We start from the raw sequence: 20850 nt of genomic DNA, 5'->3' as shown, positions 1-20850 counted from the left end.
TCGTTTCTACCTCAGTTTCAGGGTGGCAAGACCGACCAGCACGAGAATCACGGTGATGATCCAGAATCGGACAATCACACGCGGCTCAGGCCAGCCCTTGAGTTCAAAGTGGTGGTGGATCGGCGCCATGCGGAACACGCGGCGCCCGGTCAATTTGAAGGAAGCCACCTGGATGACCACCGACAGGGTTTCCATCACGAACACACCGCCCATGATGAACAGCACGATTTCCTGGCGAACGATCACCGCGATGGTGCCCAGGGCCGCGCCCAGCGCCAGTGCGCCGACATCGCCCATGAACACTTGCGCGGGATAGGTGTTGAACCACAGGAAGCCCAGCCCGGCACCGATCAGCGCGCCGCAGAACACGATCAGTTCACCGGCGCCCGGCACATACGGGATCAGCAGGTATTCAGCGAATTTCACGTTACCCGACAGGTAGCAGAAGATGCCCAGTGCGCCGCCTACCATCACCGTCGGCATGATCGCCAGGCCGTCGAGGCCGTCGGTCAGGTTCACCGCGTTGCTGGAGCCGACGATGACGAAGTAGGTCAGCACCACGAAGCCGATGCCCAGCGGAATGCTCGCATCCTTGAGCATCGGGATGATCAAGGTGGTCTCGACCGCGCTTGGAGCCGTCATGTAGAGGAAGATCGCGGCGGCCAGGCCGAACACCGACTGCCAGAAATACTTCCAGCGGCTTGGCAGCCCCTTGGAGTTTTTCTCGATCACTTTGCGATAGTCATCGACCCAGCCGATGGCGCCGAACAACAAGGTCACCAGCAGCACCACCCAAACGTAGCGGTTGTACAGGTCGGCCCAGAGCAAGGTGCTGATGCCGATGGACGACAGAATCAGCGCGCCGCCCATGGTCGGGGTGCCGGATTTGGACAGGTGCGACTGCGGGCCGTCATTGCGAACCGATTGACCAATTTGCAGGTTCTGCAGGGTGCGGATCATCCACGGCCCCAGGAACAGCGACAGAGACAGCGCGGTCAGCACGCCCAGAATCCCGCGCAGGGTCAGGTACTGGAAGACCGCGAAGCCTTTGTGGAACTGTTGCAGATACTCAGCCAGCAGCAGCAGCATTAATGTTTCTCCGTACTTGAGCCACACAAGGCCACGACGACGTTTTCCATCACCGCGCTGCGCGATCCCTTGATCAAAATGGTTGTGTGTTTGTCTTGTTCGCCCGCACGCAGCGCCTGGATCAACTCGGCCTGGGTGGCGAAATGCCGCGCACCGGGGCCGAAGGCATTGACGGCATGAGCCATGTTCGGGCCGACGGCGTAGAGCGCGTCGACTTTGCCGTTGGCGTAAGCGCCGACTTCCCGATGGGACTGTTCGGCCCAATCGCCCAGTTCGGCGATATCGCCCAGCACCAGCACCTTGCGCCCATCGAAACCCTTGAGCAGGTCGATGGCGGCGCAGACCGAGGACTGGTTGGCGTTGTAAGTGTCATCGATCACGCGCATGCCATTGCTGGCCAATTGCGCGACGGTACGGCCCTTGACCGGTTGCACCGCGCCCAGGCCGGTGGCGATGCCAAACAGCGACACGCCCAGGGCGTAAGCCGCAGCCGCGGCCGCCAAGGCATTGGCGATGTTATGGTTGCCCAGCAGGTTCAACTGCACATGCTGCTCGCCTTGCGGCGAATGCAAGGTAAAGGACGGGCAACCACGGGCGTCGACCGCGATGTTCGACGCGTGGAAATCGGCCGCAGCATTCAGCACGGCGAACGTCAGCACCTTGCGACCGGCGGCGCGTACACGCCATGTCTCGAAGGCCTTGTCGTCAAGATTCAACACAGCTATGCCCGAGGCATCGAGGCCTTCGAGGATTTCGCCCTTGGCTTCGACGATTTTTTCCGGGCCGCCGAACTCGCCGACGTGGGCAGTCCCGGCGTTGTTGATAATTGCCACGTGAGGCTTGGTCAGCGCCACGGTGTAGGCAATTTCGCCAATACGCGAAGCGCCCAACTCGATCACTGCCGCCGTGTGTTCCGGGGCCAGTTCGAGCAGGGTCAGCGGTGCGCCGAAATCGTTGTTCAGGTTGCCACGGGTGGCCAGCACCGGCCCGCGCGTGCGCAGGACACCGGCGAGCAGTTCCTTGACCGTGGTCTTGCCGCTGGAGCCGGTGATCGCGGCCACCGGCTTGGTGAACGCCGCACGGTTCAGCGCACCCAGTTGGCCCAAGGCCAGGCGCGTGTCGGCCACCAGCAATTGCGGCAGGGTGGAGTCCGTCACTTCGCGTTGCACCAGGGCACCTACCGCGCCTTTGGCGGCGACTTCATTCAGGTAGTCATGGCCGTCGAAACGCGGACCGGCCAGGGCAACAAACAGTTGGCCCGGCTTGATCGCACGGCTATCGATACTGACGCCATTGAAACTGCAATCACCCGACAGCATGCGCGCCGAGAGGGCCTGGGTCAGCTCGCTGAATTTCATCGCTTTAAGCATGGGCGACCTCCCAGGCGGTCAAGGCATGATCGGCCTCGACCAGATCGGAGAAAGCGTGGCGCTCGCCGTTGATTTCCTGGTAGTCCTCGTGACCTTTACCAGCCAGTACCACGACATCGTCGACGCTGGCGCTGGCGATCAATTGGGCAATGGCCGCGCCGCGACCGGCAATGAAGCTGGCTTTGGATGGGTCTTTGAAGCCGACGCGGATGTCGTCGAAAATCTGGCTCGGGTCTTCGCTGCGCGGGTTGTCGTCGGTGACCAGCACGCCATCGGCCAGACGCTCGACAATCTCGGCCATCAATGGACGCTTGCCGCGATCGCGATCACCGCCACAGCCGAACAGGCACAGCAACTTGCCCTTGGCGTGTGGGCGCAGGGCCAGCAGGACTTTTTCCAGTGCGTCCGGGGTGTGGGCGTAATCGACCACCACCAGCGGCTGCGAACCGCCGCCCAGACGTTGCATGCGGCCGGCCGGGCCTTCCAGCTTCGGCAGCACACGCAGGATTTCATCGAGCGCGTAATCCAGGCCGAGTAGCGCACCGATCGCCGCGAGGACGTTGCTCAGGTTGAAACGACCCAGCAAGGTGCTGCGCAAATGGTGCTCGCCCTGCGGCGTCACCAACGTGGCGCGCACGCCCTCGTCATTGAATTGGGCTTCGCGGCAATACAGATAGGCGCGGGAGTCTTCCAGGCTGTAGCTGATCAGGCGCGCTTCGCTGTCTTGGGCAGCCAGCTCGCGGCCGAACGCGTCATCCAGGTTCACCACGCGGCACTTCAGGTCGTTCCAGGCAAACAGCTTGGCCTTCTCGGCGGCGTAGGCTTGCATGGTGCCGTGGTAGTCCAGGTGATCGCGGGACAGGTTGGTCATCACCGCCACATCGAAAGCCAGCGCGGCAACGCGGCCCTGGTGCAAACCGTGGGACGACACTTCCATGGCAACCGCCTTGGCACCGGCCTTTTTCAGGTCGGCCAGGGTCGCTTGCACGGCGATCGGGTTCGGCGTGGTGTGCAGGCCGCTTTGCAGCGCGCCATAGAAACCGGTGCCCAGGGTGCCGACGATGCCGCAGTGCTGGCCCAACAGGTCAAGCGCCTGGGCGACCAGTTGGGTCACGCTGGTCTTGCCGTTGGTGCCGGTCACGCCAATCAGGTTCAGGTGGCGGCTCGGATCGCCGTAGAAACGCCCGGCGATGTCCGACAGTTGCGCGGCCAGGCCCTTGACGGGAATCAACGGCACGTCGGTGATCGGCAGCACGGTGGCACCGTCCACTTCATACGCCACGGCGGCGGCGCCGCGTTGCAGGGCATCGGCGATGTGCGCGCGGCCATCGTATTTACCGCCAGGCACCGCCAGAAACAGGTCCCCGGCGCGTACATTACGACTGTCCAGCGTCAGCTCGCGGATCAGCAGATCGCGACCGGCATGGGCAAAAATCTTGTTCAGGCTAAGAGACATCAGCCGCGCCCTCCATTGGCTTTTACCGCGGCGGCCGGTGGTCCGGCGTTCGCTTGTTGGGTCGGCGGCAGGTTGTCCGGCGTGATGTTCATCAGGCGCAGGGTGCCGGACATCACTTTGCTGAACACCGGCGCCGACACCAGGCCACCGAAGTAGCCCGCTTTACTCGGTTCATCGATCACGACGACGATGGCGTAGCGCGGGTCGCTCATCGGGCCGAAACCGGCGAACAGCGAGCGATAGGAGTTCTCGGCATAGCCTTTGGTGCCGACCGAGGTCTTACGCGCAGTACCCGACTTGCCGGCCACGTGATACGCCGGCACCTGGGCGCGGAATACGCCACGCGGTGCTTCGATCACTTGTTGCAGCATGCCTTGCATGGTCTTGGCGACGTTTTCCGGAATCACCTGGGTCGCTTTCGGCGCTTCGTCGACGTGGATCAGGCTCAAAGGAACCATCCGACCGTTATTGGCCAATACAGAGAAAGCGTGGGCCAGCTGGATCGCGGTCACCGACAGGCCATAGCCGTAGGACAGCGTAGCGGTCTCGGCTTTTTTCCAGTCGCGGTAGTTCGGCAGGTTGCCCACGCGCTCACCCGGGAAGTCCAGGCCGGTGGGTTGGCCAAGGCCGATCTTTTGCGCCAGGTGGTAGATGGTTTCGCCGCCGATATCGAAGGCGACCTTACTCATGCCCACGTTACTGGAGTTGATCAGGATACCTGTCAGATCCAACACCGGGCCTTCGGTACGCGACACGTCACGAATGGTGTATTTGCCCAACTGCAGGGTGCCGGGGTAGACCTCGACCTTGTCGCTGGGCTTCCAGCGCCCGGTTTCCAGGGCGGCACTCATGGAGATGGCTTTCATGGTCGAACCCGGCTCGAACACGTCGATCATCGCGCGGTTGCGCATCATCGCCGGTTGCAGGTTGCGACGGTTGTTCGGGTTGTAGGTCGGCTGGTTGACCATGGCGAGGATCTCGCCGGTCTTCACGTCCATGATCACCAGGCTGCCGGCCTTCGCGCCGTTCTCGATGATCGCGTTACGCAGCTCGCGGTTGGCCAGGTATTGCAGGCGCAGGTCAATCGACAACGCCAAGGGCTTGCCGGCCTTGGCGTTTTTGGTGACTTGGACGTCTTTGATCAGTCTGCCGCGCCGATCCTTGATGACCTGTCGCTTGCCGGGCACGCCGGCCAGCCATTCATCGTAGGCCAGCTCAACCCCTTCGCGACCATGGTCGTCGATGTCGGTAAAGCCAACCATGTGCGCGGTGGTTTCACCGGCCGGGTAGAAACGGCGGAATTCCTCGATGCCATAGACACCGGGGACCTTGAGGTCGAGCACTTGCTGGCCCTGTTCGGGGGTGAGGCCGCGAACCAGGTAGATGAATTCTTTATTGGCCTGGGCTTCCAGGCGCTCGGCCAGGGCTTTCGGGTCCTGACCCAACGCGGCAGCCAGTTGTGGCCACTTGTCCTTGGCTACCTGCAATTCCTTGGCGTTGGCCCACAGCGTGGTCACCGGCGTACTGACGGCCAGGGGCTCGCCGTTACGGTCGGTGATCAGGCCGCGGTGTGCTGGAATCGGAATATGTCGCAGGCTACGGGCATCGCCCTGGCCGATCAGGAAGTCGCGGTCGACCACCTGCAGGTCGATGATCCGCCAGGCGATGGCGCCGACCATCAAGGCCAGCAAGCCGAGCATCAGGCGGAAGCGCCACGGGTAAAGTGCGCCTTCGAGTTTCATCATGGCGCCACCATTCGAACTTCGGCCGCGCCAGGGATGTGCATCTTCAACTGTTCGGTGGCCAGTATTTCGATGCGGCTGTGGGCGGTCCAGGTGCTTTGCTCGAGGATCAACCGGCCCCACTCCGCCTGCGCTTTATCACGCACACTCAATTCGCCGTACAGGGTATTGAGCAGTTGGCGGTTGTAATGGGCGCTGTAGGACACCGCAATCGCGGACACCAGCACGCCGATAAACAGCAGCAACATAAAGAAGCTGCCGCCCGGGAGGGGCTTGGCGAAGAGCCTGCTCACCGCAACTTCTCCGCGACGCGCATGACGGCGCTACGGGAGCGTGGGTTGGCCTTGAGTTCAGCTTCGGAAGCGAACTGCGCCTTGCCATGGATTTTGATTTTCGGCACGAAGGCTTCGAAACGCACCGGCAGGTTGCGTGGCAGGTTGTCGGATTCACCCTTGACCAGGCGACGCATGAACAGTTTGACGATGCGGTCTTCCAGGGAGTGGAAGCTGATCACCACCAGGCGCCCGCCCACTTCCAAGGCTTCCAGCGCGGCTTCGAGGCCGGCTTCCAGATCGCCCAACTCATTGTTGACGTGAATGCGCAGGCCCTGGAACGCACGGGTCGCCGGGTTCTTGCCCTTTTCCCAGGCAGGGTTGGCGACTTTCAGCACTTCCGCCAGGTCGGCGGTGCGCTCGAACGGCTGGATTTCGCGGCGCTCGACCACGGCGCGCGCCATGCGACCGGCGAAGCGTTCTTCACCGTATTCCTTGAACACACGGGCGATTTCTTCCACCGGCGCGGTGGCGATGAACTGGGCGGCACTGACACCACGGGTGGGGTCCATACGCATATCCAGCGGGCCGTCGTTCATGAAACTGAAACCGCGCTCCGGGTCATCGAGCTGCGGCGAGGACACGCCCAGGTCGAGCAAAACCCCGGCCACCTTGCCTGCCATGCCGCGCTCGGCGACTTCGGCACCCAGCTCGGCAAAGCTGCGTTGTACAACGACAAAGCGGCCGTCTTCGGCCGCTAGCGCTTGCCCGGTGGCAATCGCCTGGGGGTCTTTGTCGAACCCGAGGAGTTTACCGTCGGGCCCGAGCTGGCTGAGTATCAACCGGCTGTGCCCGCCCCTGCCGAAGGTGCCATCCAGATAGCAGCCATCCGCGCGTACGGCGAGAGCCTCAACGGCTTCGTCAAGCAGTACGGTGATGTGGTTAAAGCCGCTATCAATAGTCACAAGATCAAATCACGCAGTTCATCAGGCATGGCGCCCGGTTGTTGAATAGCAGCCAGGTCAGCTGCAGAAACAGCATCCCAGGCATCTTCGTCCCACAATTGGAACTTGTTCAGTTGGCCCACCAGCATTGCGCGCTTGTCGAGCTTGGCGTACTCGCGCAGACGCGGAGGCACCAGGAAACGACCACTGCCATCGAGTTCGAGGTCGACGGCATTACCGATCAGCAAACGCTGCAGACGGCGGTTTTCTTCACGCAATGAAGGCAAGGCACGCAGTTTGGTTTCAATCAACTCCCACTCATCGAGGGGGTAAACGCATAAACAAGGGTCAACGGCATCGATCGTGATGATTAACTGCCCGGAACTTCGCGAAATCAGCTCGTCACGATACCGGCTCGGCATAGCGAGACGGCCTTTTGCATCGAGACTGATAGCGTTAGCTCCGCGAAACACAGATGCGTTTCTCCAAATTTTAGCGCTTTACGTTAAAAAAACCCACTTTGTGCCACTTTCCGCCACTTGCGCACACTATAGGAATGCGCCCACCACACCGTCAAGGCGCGGATTCAAGGAAAAGCCTTACAGAACGGAGATTTAGGAGCGCAAGAGGAGGAGAAATCAGAGTTCAGCGGTATTTTTGGCTCAATAAGCACAAATAGCTCAAAGAGCTATGCTTCAAAGTTAAAGTAATTTATTAAGAGTAAGATTTTTTTGGTATTACCAAGATGCATCTGCCAATGATTTGGCAGGGAGGGATTCTTGCGTTACTACCGGGTTTCTGCACGAGATTCGGACAGAAGGAAAAAAGGTGGAGAGTCGATCTATAAGCCGGGTTCTGTCTTGAACAGTCATTCGTCTACGATGGCCATCACTGGACATCTTTAGCAACCTACCCGGTCCCAGCGCGGGCCACGCCTTGGGACCCTATTTGGTCTTGCTCCAAGTGGGGTTTACCTAGCCACGAACTGTTGCCAGACGTGCGGTGCGCTCTTACCGCACCTTTTCACCCTTACCGGCACCGAAGTGCTTAGGCGGTTATTTTCTGTGGCACTTTCCGTAGGCTCACGCCTCCCAGGCATTACCTGGCACTTCGCCCTATGGAGCCCGGACTTTCCTCCCCCCCCTAATTTTCATAGAGGGCAGCGACTGTCCAATCGACTCTCCGCCGCGCAGGTTAACGGCACGACGGAGTTAGGACAAGTATTAAAAGTGCAGCAATGCCATCACGTTCAGACGGAATACCGGTTTAACCCCGGAACTATTCGGCTTTCTGTTTATCCAGCGCGGCCTGATACAACACATTTTTACGCACCCCGGTGATTTCCGCCGCCAGCGCCGCCGCTCGCTTAAGGGGCATCTCCTTGAGCAGCAGATCCAGAACGCGCATGGCTTCGCCACCGACGGCGTCTTCATTTTCCGGCGCCGTCCAACCCGCCACCAGCACCACGCACTCGCCACGCTGCTGATTGCTGTCACCTTCGACAAACGCGCGCAGTTCTTCCAGCGGCAGCCCCTTGAGCGTCTCGAAGGTCTTGGTCAGCTCGCGGGCCAGCAGCGCCAGGCGCTCGCCACCGAACACCAGCTCCATGTCCTGCAGGCATTCGAGGATACGATGCGGGGCTTCATAGAAGATCAGCGTGCGCGGTTCTTCCTTAAGCGCCTGAAGACGTGCGCGACGCCCCACCGCCTTGGCCGGCAGGAAACCTTCGAAGATGAAACGATCCGACGGCAACCCCGCGGCGGATAACGCCGCAATCAACGCGCATGCGCCCGGAACCGGCACTACATTGATACCCGCGGCCCGCGCCTGACGGACCAGGTGGTAACCGGGATCGGAAATCAGCGGGGTACCGGCATCGGAAATCAGCGCCACATCGTCACCGGCCAACAGGCGCGTGATAAAACGGCTGCCTTCTTCGCGCTCGTTATGTTCGTGGCAGGCCGCCAATGGCGTACTGATGCCGAAATGCTGCATCAAGCGCTGGGAGTGCCGAGTGTCTTCCGCAGCGATCAATTTAACGTCGCGCAACACTTTAAGCGCCCGGGCGCTGATGTCGTCCAGGTTGCCAATGGGCGTCGCCACGACAAAAAGCGAGCCTGCAGTGGAATTCAAAGGACCTGGAGCAGTCAAAACGCACACCTCGATGGTTGGCAAAAGCCACATTGTAGCGCGTCGACGCCGTGGAAATATGCCATCGAGATGGATGCCGTTTCAGCCGTCGGTCGGCCCTAGCCACCCAAACGCAACATTTGCACCACCTAAATTCACGGTTTCACGCCAGTAACATCGCGCCTGGGCCAGTGCTTGGGTACAATTCCACGCTAATTTGATCGGTATCAGGAACACTTACATGATCCCTTGCCTGCGGCTGCTCTCCGCCCTCTGCCTCGCTGCCTTGCTGGGCGCCTGTGCCAGCTCGCCCTCGTCCCGCCTTGGCGACCTGCCACGGACCCCGGATGCCAGTATCGAGCAACTGCTCGAACAGGCGACTACCGCCAACACGCCCGAAAAAGCTGCGTTGCTGCGCCTGAGCGCGGCCGACATGGCCTACCACCAGAACAACGCTGGCCGCTCGTCGCAGATTCTTGCGCAGGTGCCGCTGGATGTTCTCAAGCCCGCCGCGCAGGTGTTCGCCAACACCCTGGCCGCCGAACTGGCCATGACGCGTAACCAGCCCAAGGCCGCGCTGGCGGCGTTGAACCACCCCAGCCTGCAGAACCTGAAGGAGCTGCCGGCCGAACAGCAGGTCCGCACCGGCACCGTACATGCACGCGCCTATGAAGCCGACGGCCAGACCCTGGCCGCCGCTCGCGAGCGTGTGACCATGGCGCCACTGCTGACCGGCGACGCCGCCAAGAGCAACCATGAAGCCATCTGGGCGCTGATTGCCGCGCTGCCGGCCGAACAGCTGCAAGCCAGCGGCAACCCGACGCTCGACGGCTGGATCACCCTGGCCCAGGCGGTCAAGGGCGCCGGCACGCTGGAGCAACAGCAAGCCGCCATTGACACCTGGCGTGCGCAGAACCCGGGCCATCCGGCCGCCGTGCAACTGCCGACGCCGCTGACCAAACTCAAGGAACTGGCGAGCCAGCCGCTGAACAAGATCGCCCTGCTACTGCCGCAGGAGGGTCCACTGGCCACCGTGGCCAAGGCCCTGCGCGAAGGCTTCATTGCCGCGCATTACCAGGCTGAACAAGCCGGGCAGAAGCCGCCGGTCATCGAGTTCTATGACAGCTCGCGCCTGACCTCCCTCGACGACTTCTACGCCAAGGCCAAGGCTGCCGGCGTGCAATTGGTCGTCGGGCCGCTGGAAAAGCCGCTGGTCAAACAGCTCAGCGCGCGCCCGCAATTGCCGATTACCACCCTGGCGTTGAACTACAGCGAGACCGATCAAAACCCGGCGCAGTTGTTCCAGTTCGGCCTGGCGGCTGAAGACGAAGCTCGCGAAGTCTCGCGCCGCGCCCGTGCCGACGGCCTGCACCGCGCCGCTGCGATGGTGCCCCGTGGCGAATGGGGTGAGCGTGTCTACAAGGCCTTCCGCCAGGACTGGGAAGCCAACGGCGGCACCGTTGTCGGCGTCGAGTACGTCGACCAGCCGGTCGCCCTCGCCCAGCAGATTGCCGATCTGTTCCAACTGCGTAAAAGCGAAGGCCGTGCCAAGAGCCTGCAAAGCGCCGTCGGCACCGACGTCGCCGCACAACCTTCGCGTCGCCAGGATATCGAGTTCATCTTCCTGGCCGTCACCCCGCAACTGGCCCAGCAGATCAAGCCGACCCTGAACTTCCAGTACGCTGGCGACGTGCCGGTGTATGCGACGTCTCACGTGTTCAGCGCCAGCGGCGACAAGAACCAGTACCTGGACATGACCAACGTGATGTTCTGCGAAACCCCTTGGCTGCTCAACACCACCGACCCGCTGCGCAACCAGGTCGCTGCACAATGGCCGCAAGCCAATGGCAGCCTTGGCCGCCTGTACGCGATGGGCGTCGATGCCTACCGCCTGGCGCCACGCGTAGGCCAACTCAAGGCATTGCCGGATACGCGCATTGACGGCCTCTCGGGCAACCTGGGCATCAGCACGCACCAGCGCGTTGACCGCCAGATGCCGTGGGCGAAGTTCGTCGGCGGCGAGGTCCAGCGTCTGCCCGATACCCCACGCTGATGCCCGAGCGGTCCAGCGCACAAAGCGGCAAGGATGCCGAACTTCAAGCGCTTGAGTATCTTCGACAACAGGGTCTGCGCCTTCTGGCGCAGAACTGGTTGTGTAAACGCGGCGAGCTTGATCTGGTCATGCTTGACGGCGATACAGTAGTATTCGTCGAAGTCCGCTACAGAAAACACGCACAATGGGGTGGCGCGCTCGCCAGTATCGACGGGCGCAAGCGTCAGAAGCTGATACTCGCCGCGCAGTTTTTCCTGCTCAAGGAGCATCGCTGGGCTGACTCCCCCTGCCGTTTCGATGTGGTTGCCATTGAAAGCACACCGTCTGGCAAAGCTGATTTGAACTGGCTCAAAGATGCCTTCGACAGCTGATTCGCCGGACATCTTCACCACATACTTTTGCTCTTTGCTTTGCGGGCTGCACATTCCTGTGCCAAATAGCCGCGCTACTTAAGGTCACACAGATGGACATGCAATCCCGAATTCGCCAGCTTTTCCAGGCCAGCATCGACACCAAGCAACAGGCGATGGACGTACTTGCACCGCACATCGAGCAAGCCAGTCAGGTCATGGTCAATGCCTTGCTCAACGAGGGCAAAATGCTTTCGTGCGGCAACGGCGGCTCGGCCGGCGATGCCCAGCATTTCTCGTCCGAGTTGCTCAACCGCTTCGAGCGCGAGCGTCCGAGCTTACCGGCCATTGCCTTGACCACCGATTCGTCGACGATCACCTCGATCGCCAACGACTACAGCTACAACGAAATCTTCTCCAAACAGATCCGCGCCCTGGGGCAACCGGGTGACGTGCTGCTGGCGATTTCCACCAGCGGCAACTCGGCGAATATTATTCAGGCGATCCAGGCCGCACATGATCGCGAAATGATTGTCGTAGCATTGACTGGCCGCGACGGCGGCGGCATGGCCTCGCTGTTGCTGCCCGAGGACGTGGAGATTCGCGTCCCGGCCAATGTCACCGCACGTATTCAGGAAGTCCACCTGCTGACGATCCACTGCCTGTGCGATCTGATCGACAGCCAACTGTTCGGGAGTGAAGAATGACCGTTAAACGCCTCAGCCTATTGGCGATTGCGCTGTGCCTCGGCATCAGCGGCTGCAGCACGGCAATCACCGCGACACGTGACACCCCCATCCAGGACGACAAGGGCACCCGCACCTTCGGCAGCAAGATTGACGACTCGTTGATCGAAACCAAGGTCGAGGTCAACGTCGCCAAGGCCGCTACGGACCTGGGCAATGGCGCGTCGCGCATCGTCGTGACCAGCTTCAACGGCGTGGTGCTGCTCGCCGGCCAAACGCCACGTGCCGAACTCAAGGCCCAGGCCGAACAAGCCGCCTCGGCCGTGCAGCGGGTCAAGAAGGTCCACAACGAATTGCAGGTAATGGACCCGATCACCCTGCTGGCCATCAGCAACGATGCGCTGCTGACCACCAAGATCAAGGCGCAGATGCTGACCGACAACGCCATTCCCGGTTCACGCATCAAAGTCGTCACCGACAACGGCATCGTTTACCTGATGGGCCTGCTGACCCAGGCAGAAGCGACCCGTGCGGCGAACTTAGTACAGGGTGTGTCCGGCGTACAGAAGATCGTGAAGGTGTTCGAGTACATCGATTGATGTAACCGACGGCCACAAAAAAGGGCGCCGTGCATTGATTGCACGGCGCCCTTTTTATTGGCTGCAGATTACTGGTATTGCGAGTACGGGTTGCCCTGGAACTGGTTGTTCTGCTGCGGCGCCTGTTGCTGGGCGCCCGGCTGGCCATACTGCTGGCCTGGGATTGGGCCCAGGTTCACTTCTACACGACGGTTCTGCGCGCGACCGTTGACGTCGGCGTTGCTGGCGATCGGATTATCCGGACCGGCACCACGAGCGCTCAGGTTGGCAGCGCTGACGCCTTGGGAGGTCAGATAGTTGGCCACGCTCTGCGCACGACGCTGGGACAGGTCCATGTTCAACTGGCGGCTGCCGGTGCTATCGGTGTAACCCACGATCTGGATGGTGTTCTGGCTGAACTGCTTGAGCGAGTTGGCCAGGTTGTTCAGCGGCGTATAGAAGCTGCTGGAGATCGCGTCCGAGTTGGTGGCGAAGGTGATGTTGCCCGGCATGATCAGTTTGATCTGATCGCCCTGGCGCTGAACCTCAACCCCGGTATTGGCCATGCTTTCGCGCAGTTTCTTTTCCTGCTGGTCGGCGTAGTAGCCATAACCCGCCGCACCTGCACCCGCGACGACGGCACCGATCAGTGCGCCCTTGCCACGGTTGTTATGGTCGATGGCTGCACCGGCCAACGCACCGGCCAGAGCGCCGAGGCCGCCGTACTTGACGGTCTTGCTCATGCCACCGGATTCATTACTCGCCTGTCCCTGGCTGCTACCGTCATACGGATTGGGTGAAGCACAGCCAGATAACATGGCTACGGCAGTAGCGACAACGAGCAGACGACGCGGAGTGAACATGGAGAAGCTCCTACTTTTGCACCCTGGGTGCAGAGGATATGGACAATGGATCTTTGCCGGGTTTTGAACGCGACAAACGGTAAAAATTCCGTGGACGTATCTTAACCTGTAACAAAAAACGCAGGACTATCGTCGCGACACAAACCGTAGCAGACACACGCTGAACACACGCTGAGTTTTTTGCTACAGGGCTTGACCGCCTACGTTGCAATCATGCGCGCACAAAGGGGTTCTCGCGCATCTCGTCACCGAGTCGCGTCTCCGGCCCGTGACCGGTCACCACCGTCGCCGCCTCATCCAGCGTATACAGGCGCTGCTTGATCGAGCGCACAATCGCCGCTTGGTCCCCGCCCCACAAATCCGTGCGGCCTACGCCCCGGCGAAACAACGTATCTCCAGCGATCAGCAGCTTGGCATCGGCAAACCAGAAACTCATCGACCCCGGCGTGTGCCCCGGCGTATGCAATGCGACGCCGCAACCGCAAGCCAGCTCTTCATCGTCGGCCAGCCAACGGTCCGGCGACGGCACCGGCGTATACGGCACGCCAAACGTCTGGCACTGCATCTCCAGGTTATCCCAGAGGAACTGGTCGGCCTTGTGCAAATGCAGGGTCGCGCCGGTCTTCTCCTTCAACTGGCCGGACGCCAGGAAGTGATCCAGGTGAGCATGGGTGTGAATGATGCTCACCACCTTGAGGTCCAGCGCCTCGAGCCGCGCCAGGATCAGTTCGTGATTGCCGCCGGGGTCGACCACGATGGCTTTTTTACTGATGGGGTCGCCGATGATGGTGCAGTTGCACTGCAAAGGGCCGACGGGGAAGGTTTCGCGGATAAGGGTCGGCTTTGCGGTGTCCATGAACGGTCCTCTTGTGCAAACGGCATAGGGTTTCCGGGCGACTGTCGCCAGAATGATTGCACTATTAAACCAGACTGGAGCGGCGTCGCACCTCAACGCAAGCAAGCTCGCCAGCGGACTCAGGCTTTAACCAATCAACCGCAGCTCCTGCGCCCGCGCGACCGCCTGGGTGCGCCGCTCCACGCCGAGCTTGCTGTTGATATGGCTGGCGTGGGTCTTGACCGTGTGCAGGGAGATGAAGAGTCGGTTACTGATCTCCTGGTTCGAACAGCCCTGGGCGATCAGTTGCAGCACTGCCAGCTCGCGGGCGCTCAGGGTTTCATGGTTGGGCGCCGGCTCGCTGACAGCAACGGCCGGCAGCAGCGCCAACAGGCTCTGGTTCAATAAACCATGGGGGTCTTGGCCGAGTTGATCGCGCATCCAGTCGGGATACCCTTCAAGCAGGCGCTGGAAGGGTTGCAGCGCGCCGCCGGCTCCGGCTTCCAGGGCGCGAACCAACACCTCGCGCGCCTTGGCCTCCTGGCCGCTCTCCAGCAGCAACTGCGCCTGCTGGGTCAGCGCCATCAGGGCAATCATCTGGCGGCCGCTGCCATGAGCGTGTTGCGCCAGGTCTTCGAGGCGCTGCAGGGCCGCCGCCGGTTGATGGCGGATCGCATCCAACGCGGCTTGCTGCAGCTCGATATGCTGCGGCAGGTGCGGATGAAACTCCGGGGCCGCCGCCGCGTGTGCGCCGTTGTAGGTTTGCCCCAGGCGGGTCAGCCAGGCGTCGGCCAGGTCGGTACGCCCCTGGGCCAACCAGAGCTCGCATTTGATCAGGGTGATCATTGCCAGGTAGTAAATCGGCGGCACGTCCCAGATGTGCATCAGGCGTTCGGCCTCGGCCAGTTCGGCGAAGGCTTTGGGGAAGTCGCCGCGGCGCCCTTCGAAGTTGGCAATCACGCAATGCCCGATCAGCACGCTGATATCCCGGCAGGCGCGGGCTTCGGCCAGGCCGGCGCGCAGGCGGACCAGGCCGGCTTCAGGCTGACAACGCGCGAGCAGCAGGTAGCCTTCGTAAAGCGCTAATCGGGCGCGCACGGCGTACAACCGTTGGGGCGAAAGGTCGTGCAAGCGTTGCAGGCCCTGACGCACTTCATCCAGCGAGCGCAGGATTTCACCCCGGGCCTGCAAGACCCGGGCACGGTCGTAATGGGCCAGGGCCTCGAACAGGGGGTTGCCGACACGCTGCGCCAATTCGAGGGATTCGCGGTTCAAGCCACGGGCGCGCCACAGGTCGGCATCGACGATCGCCAGGTTGGAGAGGGTCGACAGGCACATCAGGCGCTGACCATAACGGCGCTGCGGCAGGCTTTCCAAGGCTTCACTGCAATAGCGCTGGGTCAGCTCGCGGTCGCCTCGGCCCCGGGCGATGATCCCGCTCAGCGCCAGCCATTGCGCCAGCATCGACTTCTGCGCGGTGGCCGATGGCGCCGGCAGGAAGCGGCTGAGGTAGCCCGACAGTTCTTCCGCCGCATCCAGCTGACACGCCAGGCCCAAGGCCCAGCTGTACAGCACGATCAACCGAGGCGTGCTGATCAGCAGACTATCGGGCAAGTCCATTTTCCAGCGTAGGAGCATGCCGACGTTCTGCTCGGCCAGCAGTTGCTCCTCGGAGAGGTTCTGCACCAGGTTCGCCGCCACATCCAGATGACCGGCGCGCAACGCCTGCTCGACCGCTTCATCGATCAGCCCCTGGGCGTTGAACCAGCGACAGGCGCGCAGGTGCAGGCTGGCGGGCGGCAGCACGGCGCTGCTCGCGCGCCGGGTGCGCAGCAGGTCGGAAAACAAATGGTGGTAACGGAACCAGTGCCCCTGCTCGTCCAGCGGCACCAGAAATACCTGATGAGCCTGCAAGTAACGCAGGATTTCCGCGCTGTCGTGGGCATCGCGTATGGCGTCGCACAGTTCACTGCAAAAGCGTTCCTGCGAAGCGGTTTCATAGAGGAATGCCTGGACTTCCGCCGGCAGGCAATCAATCACTTCTTCCAGCAAATAGTCGCGTATCAAGCCTTCGCCGCCGTGCAGGCTCTGCGGCAAGGCGCCCTCATTCCCCGCTTCGGAGGCCGCCAACAGCCAGAAACGCAAGCCGGCGACCCAGCCTTCACTGCGCCGGATCAAATTATCCAGCGCCTCGCCGCGCAGCGAACTGCTGTGGCGATCCAGCACCGCCAGGGATTCGGCGTGGGTCAGGCGCAGGTCTTGCTCATGCAGCTCCAGCAGGTGCCGAGACAGGCGCAAGCGCGCCAGGTGCCAGTCGGGGCGCTGGCGACTGGTAACCAGCACCAGCAGGCCATCGGGCAAATGATTGAGGAAAAATTGCAGACAGCGATCAAGCACCGGGCCCTGGGCCAAATGGTAGTCATCCAGCACCAGCAACAAAGGCGCACGCGTGGACAACTGCAGCGCCAGCTCATCGAGCAAGCCATCGAGCCATTCTTCGAAGGCAAACGGTTGATGACGCTGACGCATTTTCAGCAGGCCCAGGGATTGCGCACCCAGTTGCGGGAAGTATTGCTGCAAGCCGTCAAGCAGGCGCTCGAGAAAACGCCCGGGGTCGTTATCCCGTGGGCTCAGGCCCAGCCAAAGGCTTTGCCAATGGGCGGGCAGACTCTGGCAGAACTCGACCGCCAGCGAACTCTTGCCGAACCCAGCCGGCGCGCAGACCAGCAGCAATCGCCCTTCCAGGCCAGCGCTCAGCCGTTCGCACAGGCGCGGTCGCAGCACGTAGCCGTCAGGCAGCGGAGGTCTGTAGAAGCGACCTTCCAGGGTCGGAATCACCGCGCTGGCAGGCCCCTGGATTCGGGACAGATCAGTCATCGCCGGGCTCTTGTAGAAGGCTGTTGTCGGCATTGCAGATGTCCGCAGACTAGCGGTAAAAGCGGCGGTTTTGTAGATCTTTGCAACATTTGCCTGAAAAAGAACTGCGACAAGAAATGTGAGAGGGGGCTTGCTCCCGATTGCGCTGGGGCAGCCAATAGAATTCTTGGCTGTCAGACCGCTATCGGGGGCAAGCCCCCTCCCACATTTGGCTACGCGTGCAGCTTAGCGAACACCGTCCTGGCGCAGGGCCGCCGGGCTGAAGTCACTGATGCCGGCGGTGAAGCCGAAGTCATACGCCTGTTTCTCTTCGTTCTTCATGCCCAGGGCCAGGTAGCGGCCGGACTGCAGGTCGTAGAGGGTTTCCAGGGCGTACCACGGCACTTGTTTGTCGTAGTAGTTCTCGGCATGGGCTTCGGCGACGCGCCACAGTTGGCCGCGACCGTCGTAGTGGTCGATCACGGCCGCTTGCCAGGTGTCTTCGTCGATGAAGAAGTCACGCTTGGCGTAGATGTGGCGCTGGCCTTCCTTCAGGGTCGCGACCACATGCCACACGCGGCGCAGCTCGTAGCGTGCGAGGTCCTGGTTGATGTGGCCGGCCTTGATGATGTCGACATACTTGAGTTTCGGATCGTCGATCTTGTAGCTGTTGGAGGCGATGTAGATTTCTTTCTTGCCTTCCAGTTTCCAGTCGTAGCGGTCCGGCGCACCGTTGTACATGTCGAGGTTGTCGGAGGTACGCAGGCCGTCGGCAGCGGTACCCGGCCCGTCATAAGACACTTGCGGCGCCCGGCGTACACGGCGCTGGCCGGCGTTGTAGACCCACGCCGAGCGCGGTTCCTTCACCTGGTCGAGGGTTTCGTGGACCAGCAGCACACCACCGGCCAGACGTGCCGGCGCGGTCACTTGCTGCTTGAAGTAGAACAGCACGTTGCCGGGGTTTTTCGGGTCGAAGTCCTTCATTTTGTCGCGGAACACGAACTGGTCTTTGAAATACACCAGGCTGAACGAACCGTTGGTCTGCGGCGTGGCCTGGGTCACCAGGCGGGTCACGCTGCCGCCGCGATAGCGGGTGATGTGGTTCCAGATGACTTCAACGCCACTTTTCGGAATCGGGAACGGCACGGCGGTTTCGAAGTTTTCCAGACCGTTACCGCCGGACACCAGGTTGGTGTTGGTGGCGTTCTTCTTGATCGAGGCGAACACCTCGGCCGGTACAGTGGCGCCGCGATGGGTCGGGTAGACCGGCATCTTGAAGGTGTCCGGGTAGCGCTTGAACATCGCGTACTGCCCCGGCGCCAGCTTGTCTTTGTATTGCTCGACGTTTTGCGCGGTGATGGTGAATTGCGGTTGTTCGCTGGCATAAGGGTTGGCCAGGAAACCACGGGCGTCGACGGCGCCGGCATTCGTCGGCAACGGCGACCATTTGGGAATGGTGCCTGCGGCGTTACCGGCCATTTCGGCGCCCATCGGAGTCAGGGTCGTGCCCAGCTTGGCGGCCTCATCCGCCGACACCGCCGCCATGACGTTACTCGCCAGGATCGACAGCCCAAGCACACCGACGTGCAACAGACTTTTAGTTATTTTCATGTTCTGGTTCTTCCTGAAATGCAGTGTGCTTAGAAGTTGGCGCCGACGCTGAGGGCGATGAAATCACGGTCGTCCACAGTGGAATACTTACCGCCGAAGAAGTTGGTGTAGGCCAAGCTCGCGGTGTAGGTATTCTGGTATTCAGCATCCAGGCCGAGACTGACAGCCTTGCGACCTTCTTCGAAGTTGCCGCCAGGGCCTGGCGAATAACCGCTGACGTCATGGGACCAGGCCACGTTGGGCTTGAGGTTCACACCCGCGAACACATCCGGGTATTCCCAGATTGCCCGACCGCGATAGCCCCAGGAGTTGGCGGTGGTAAAGCCGTCATTGTTGCAGTTGGCCGTCAGGTTACTGCGGTCTGTACCTGCGCCCGCACCGGCAATGGTTCCCGCGTTGAGCGTCGCGCACAGTGGGCCTTCCCCAGGACCAAATACCGGATCACGCCCGTAGCGCGCTTTCGAGCTGCTTTCCAGGCCGCCGACGTGGGTCAGCCCCACTTCGCCCACCAGTGTCAGCCGGCTGGCGCCCATGACCTGATCAAAGAAGTGCGTAAAGGTGGTCTGGAGTTGGGTGATTTCCTTGCGGCGATAGCCATTCAGATCCTGACCGGCGGCGCCCTTGAGCGGGGAAGCACCGTTCAAGCCTATCAACGGCGTAACGCCCGCGTACAAGATGTCGGTGGTATTGAGCTGAACCGGCGCGTTCGGCCGGTAGCTGATCTCGCCGCTCCACGCTGTGCCGGTAGGCAAGGTCGTCGAGAAACTCAAACCGTACAAGCGAATGTCTTCTGGATATTCGACGAAGTAGCTGGAGTTACCGGCCACGATGAGTGGACGCAGGCTACTCGCTGGCGTGGACGTCAATGCGTTAGCTGCGGCGTAAGTCGCAGCCGATGCGCCCTTGGCGCTGAAAATCGGCGCACGGCTGTGGTAGTTCATGAAATAAGCGCCGAACTCAGTGTCCAGCGGCTCGAAGTTGTAGTGCATGGCCACACCGAACTGCCCGCTATCGCGTGCGTCACGATCAGAACCGCGCTTGACCAGTACACCTTCGTCATTGATGTCGACGCCAAACCGATTCATCAGCGGCAAACCACCACCCGCAGCGATGACAGAGCGCTTGCTGAGCAACCGCAGGTTGTCATTGCAGCCGCCTGTAATGACGTCCGCCTGGGAGAAAAACGTCCCGCAGTTATCGGTGACGGTCTTCTCCCAATCCAACTGATAGAAGCCTTCCGCCGACAGGTTTTCGGTCAGTGTCTGCGACACATAGAACATGTTGACCGGAATCAGGCCTTCCTTGATCTCGGCACCCGGGCGACGGAACGCCGCTACGTCAATCGGGTTGATGGAGTTGATGCCGCCGCCGATGAAGGTACTTTCGCCCCAACTTACAACCTGTTTACCGAAACGCACGGAACCTGGCTCATCGGCAATCGAGTAGTTGTGATAAATGAAGGCGTCGAGAATTTCCCCGCCGGAAGACCGGGCGCCCATAGGACGGCCGTTGTCACTGATGTCCTTGAACTCACGATTTTCGTCCTTGAGTTCAAAGTCATACCAATATTTGCCGCGAACAAACACACCGGTGTCGCCGTATTTCAGTTCCAGGTCATGGATGCCCTTGAAGATTTTCGAGAACGTCTCGCCGCGCTTGAAGTTCAAATGGCCGTCATCGGAGGTCTGGGACAAGCCCTTGCCGCCATTGTTGACGCCGATCAGATCGCGGTTGGCCTTGGCTGTCGACCAACTGGCCCCCACGGAAAGAGAGGAGTCAAAATTCCCTTCGATTTCACCGATATTGAAACTGACGCCGAATGCCGGCCCGGCGAGCGTAGAAGCGAGACTGACGGCCAGGGGCAATCTTGCCCGGCGCCAGAACTGATTTACTGAGGTCATCGACGCTACTCCATGTGCATTATTGTTATGGCAGTGAGTTCTTTCGGTGATGCATGTAACGGCCGGAATACAACGATTCCAATGCCGCCCGGCAACCGAGCCCCCATGGCTCGA

General features: G+C 61.2%; 17 protein-coding genes and 1 other RNA gene. 4 read left to right on the top strand and 14 right to left on the bottom strand.

From position 1 onward, the window contains the following. Nucleotides 1-6: 6 nt before the first annotated feature. The 9 genes from mraY to rsmI form a co-directional block, all read right to left on the bottom strand. Nucleotides 7-1089 (bottom strand): phospho-N-acetylmuramoyl-pentapeptide-transferase, encoded by a 1083-nt coding sequence (mraY, locus tag C8K66_RS16420; RefSeq protein WP_046384653.1) that lies wholly within the window; start codon nucleotides 1087-1089, stop codon nucleotides 7-9. Continuing rightward, nucleotides 1089-2459 (bottom strand): UDP-N-acetylmuramoyl-tripeptide--D-alanyl-D-alanine ligase, encoded by a 1371-nt coding sequence (gene murF / locus C8K66_RS16415; protein WP_057004266.1) that lies wholly within the window; start codon nucleotides 2457-2459, stop codon nucleotides 1089-1091. Before murF ends, mraY begins: the two co-directional genes overlap by 1 nt. Continuing rightward, a complete protein-coding gene (locus C8K66_RS16410; protein WP_017845932.1) occupies nucleotides 2452-3915 on the bottom strand; it encodes a UDP-N-acetylmuramoyl-L-alanyl-D-glutamate--2,6-diaminopimelate ligase in 1464 nt (487 codons plus the stop codon). The genes murF and C8K66_RS16410 overlap by 8 nt, the downstream gene beginning before the upstream one ends. Beyond that, the gene (locus tag C8K66_RS16405) at nucleotides 3915-5657 is read right to left on the bottom strand and encodes a penicillin-binding protein 2 (protein ID WP_164673122.1); all 1743 of its coding nucleotides are present in this window, start codon (nucleotides 5655-5657) and stop codon (nucleotides 3915-3917) included. The genes C8K66_RS16410 and C8K66_RS16405 overlap by 1 nt, the downstream gene beginning before the upstream one ends. Further along, entirely contained in the window at nucleotides 5657-5950 is a 294-nt protein-coding gene (gene ftsL / locus C8K66_RS16400) for a cell division protein FtsL (RefSeq protein WP_017845934.1), read from the bottom strand. The genes C8K66_RS16405 and ftsL overlap by 1 nt, the downstream gene beginning before the upstream one ends. Continuing rightward, a complete protein-coding gene (rsmH, locus tag C8K66_RS16395; protein WP_010213048.1) occupies nucleotides 5947-6894 on the bottom strand; it encodes a 16S rRNA (cytosine(1402)-N(4))-methyltransferase RsmH in 948 nt (315 codons plus the stop codon). The genes ftsL and rsmH overlap by 4 nt, the downstream gene beginning before the upstream one ends. After that, nucleotides 6891-7346 (bottom strand): division/cell wall cluster transcriptional repressor MraZ, encoded by a 456-nt coding sequence (gene mraZ, locus C8K66_RS16390; RefSeq protein ID WP_003171868.1) that lies wholly within the window; start codon nucleotides 7344-7346, stop codon nucleotides 6891-6893. The genes rsmH and mraZ overlap by 4 nt, the downstream gene beginning before the upstream one ends. 355 nt (nucleotides 7347-7701) lie before the next feature. Next, an RNA gene (rnpB, locus tag C8K66_RS16385) (RNase P RNA component class A) lies at nucleotides 7702-8055 on the bottom strand. Nucleotides 8056-8151: 96 nt separating this feature from the next. Then, nucleotides 8152-9057, bottom strand: a complete 906-nt coding sequence (gene rsmI, locus C8K66_RS16380; protein WP_162231502.1) for a 16S rRNA (cytidine(1402)-2'-O)-methyltransferase — start codon at nucleotides 9055-9057, stop codon at nucleotides 8152-8154. Between the two features lie 187 nt (nucleotides 9058-9244). On the opposite strand from rsmI, the gene C8K66_RS16375 reads away from it, so the two are divergent. From C8K66_RS16375 to C8K66_RS16360, 4 genes are all read left to right on the top strand, one after another. After that, nucleotides 9245-11056, top strand: a complete 1812-nt coding sequence (locus C8K66_RS16375) for a penicillin-binding protein activator (RefSeq protein ID WP_108525393.1) — start codon at nucleotides 9245-9247, stop codon at nucleotides 11054-11056. After that, nucleotides 11056-11427: a YraN family protein gene (locus C8K66_RS16370; protein WP_017845938.1), complete on the top strand. Its 372-nt coding sequence runs from the start codon at nucleotides 11056-11058 to the stop codon at nucleotides 11425-11427. The genes C8K66_RS16375 and C8K66_RS16370 overlap by 1 nt, the downstream gene beginning before the upstream one ends. A gap of 92 nt (nucleotides 11428-11519) precedes the next feature. Next, nucleotides 11520-12113, top strand: coding sequence for a phosphoheptose isomerase (locus C8K66_RS16365; protein WP_003171862.1), 594 nt, complete (start codon nucleotides 11520-11522; stop codon nucleotides 12111-12113). Continuing rightward, entirely contained in the window at nucleotides 12110-12691 is a 582-nt protein-coding gene (locus C8K66_RS16360; RefSeq protein WP_017845939.1) for a BON domain-containing protein, read from the top strand. The genes C8K66_RS16365 and C8K66_RS16360 overlap by 4 nt, the downstream gene beginning before the upstream one ends. A 68-nt stretch (nucleotides 12692-12759) precedes the next feature. Here the strand turns inward: C8K66_RS16360 and C8K66_RS16355 are convergent, their stop codons facing one another. From C8K66_RS16355 to C8K66_RS16335, 5 genes are all read right to left on the bottom strand, one after another. Next, nucleotides 12760-13533 carry an OmpA family protein gene (locus C8K66_RS16355; RefSeq protein WP_046384657.1) on the bottom strand — a complete coding sequence of 258 codons (774 nt, stop codon included), beginning with the start codon at nucleotides 13531-13533 and terminating at the stop codon, nucleotides 12760-12762. 211 nt (nucleotides 13534-13744) lie between these two features. Continuing rightward, nucleotides 13745-14389, bottom strand: a complete 645-nt coding sequence (locus C8K66_RS16350; RefSeq protein WP_108525391.1) for an MBL fold metallo-hydrolase — start codon at nucleotides 14387-14389, stop codon at nucleotides 13745-13747. 126 nt (nucleotides 14390-14515) lie between these two features. Then, nucleotides 14516-17245 carry a LuxR C-terminal-related transcriptional regulator gene (locus C8K66_RS16345; RefSeq protein ID WP_108525389.1) on the bottom strand — a complete coding sequence of 910 codons (2730 nt, stop codon included), beginning with the start codon at nucleotides 17243-17245 and terminating at the stop codon, nucleotides 14516-14518. Between the two features lie 225 nt (nucleotides 17246-17470). Further along, on the bottom strand, nucleotides 17471-18835 hold the full coding sequence (locus C8K66_RS16340; RefSeq protein WP_046384660.1) for a DUF1329 domain-containing protein: 1365 nt from the start codon (nucleotides 18833-18835) through the stop codon (nucleotides 17471-17473). 29 nt (nucleotides 18836-18864) lie between these two features. Further along, nucleotides 18865-20736, bottom strand: coding sequence for a DUF1302 domain-containing protein (locus tag C8K66_RS16335; protein ID WP_046384661.1), 1872 nt, complete (start codon nucleotides 20734-20736; stop codon nucleotides 18865-18867). Between the last annotated feature and the right edge of the window lie 114 nt (nucleotides 20737-20850).

The sequence above is a fragment of the Pseudomonas sp. GV105 genome (assembly GCF_003058185.1).
Lineage (GTDB): Bacteria > Pseudomonadota > Gammaproteobacteria > Pseudomonadales > Pseudomonadaceae > Aquipseudomonas > Aquipseudomonas veronii.
This window is presented reverse-complemented; position numbering and strand designations above follow the sequence as displayed.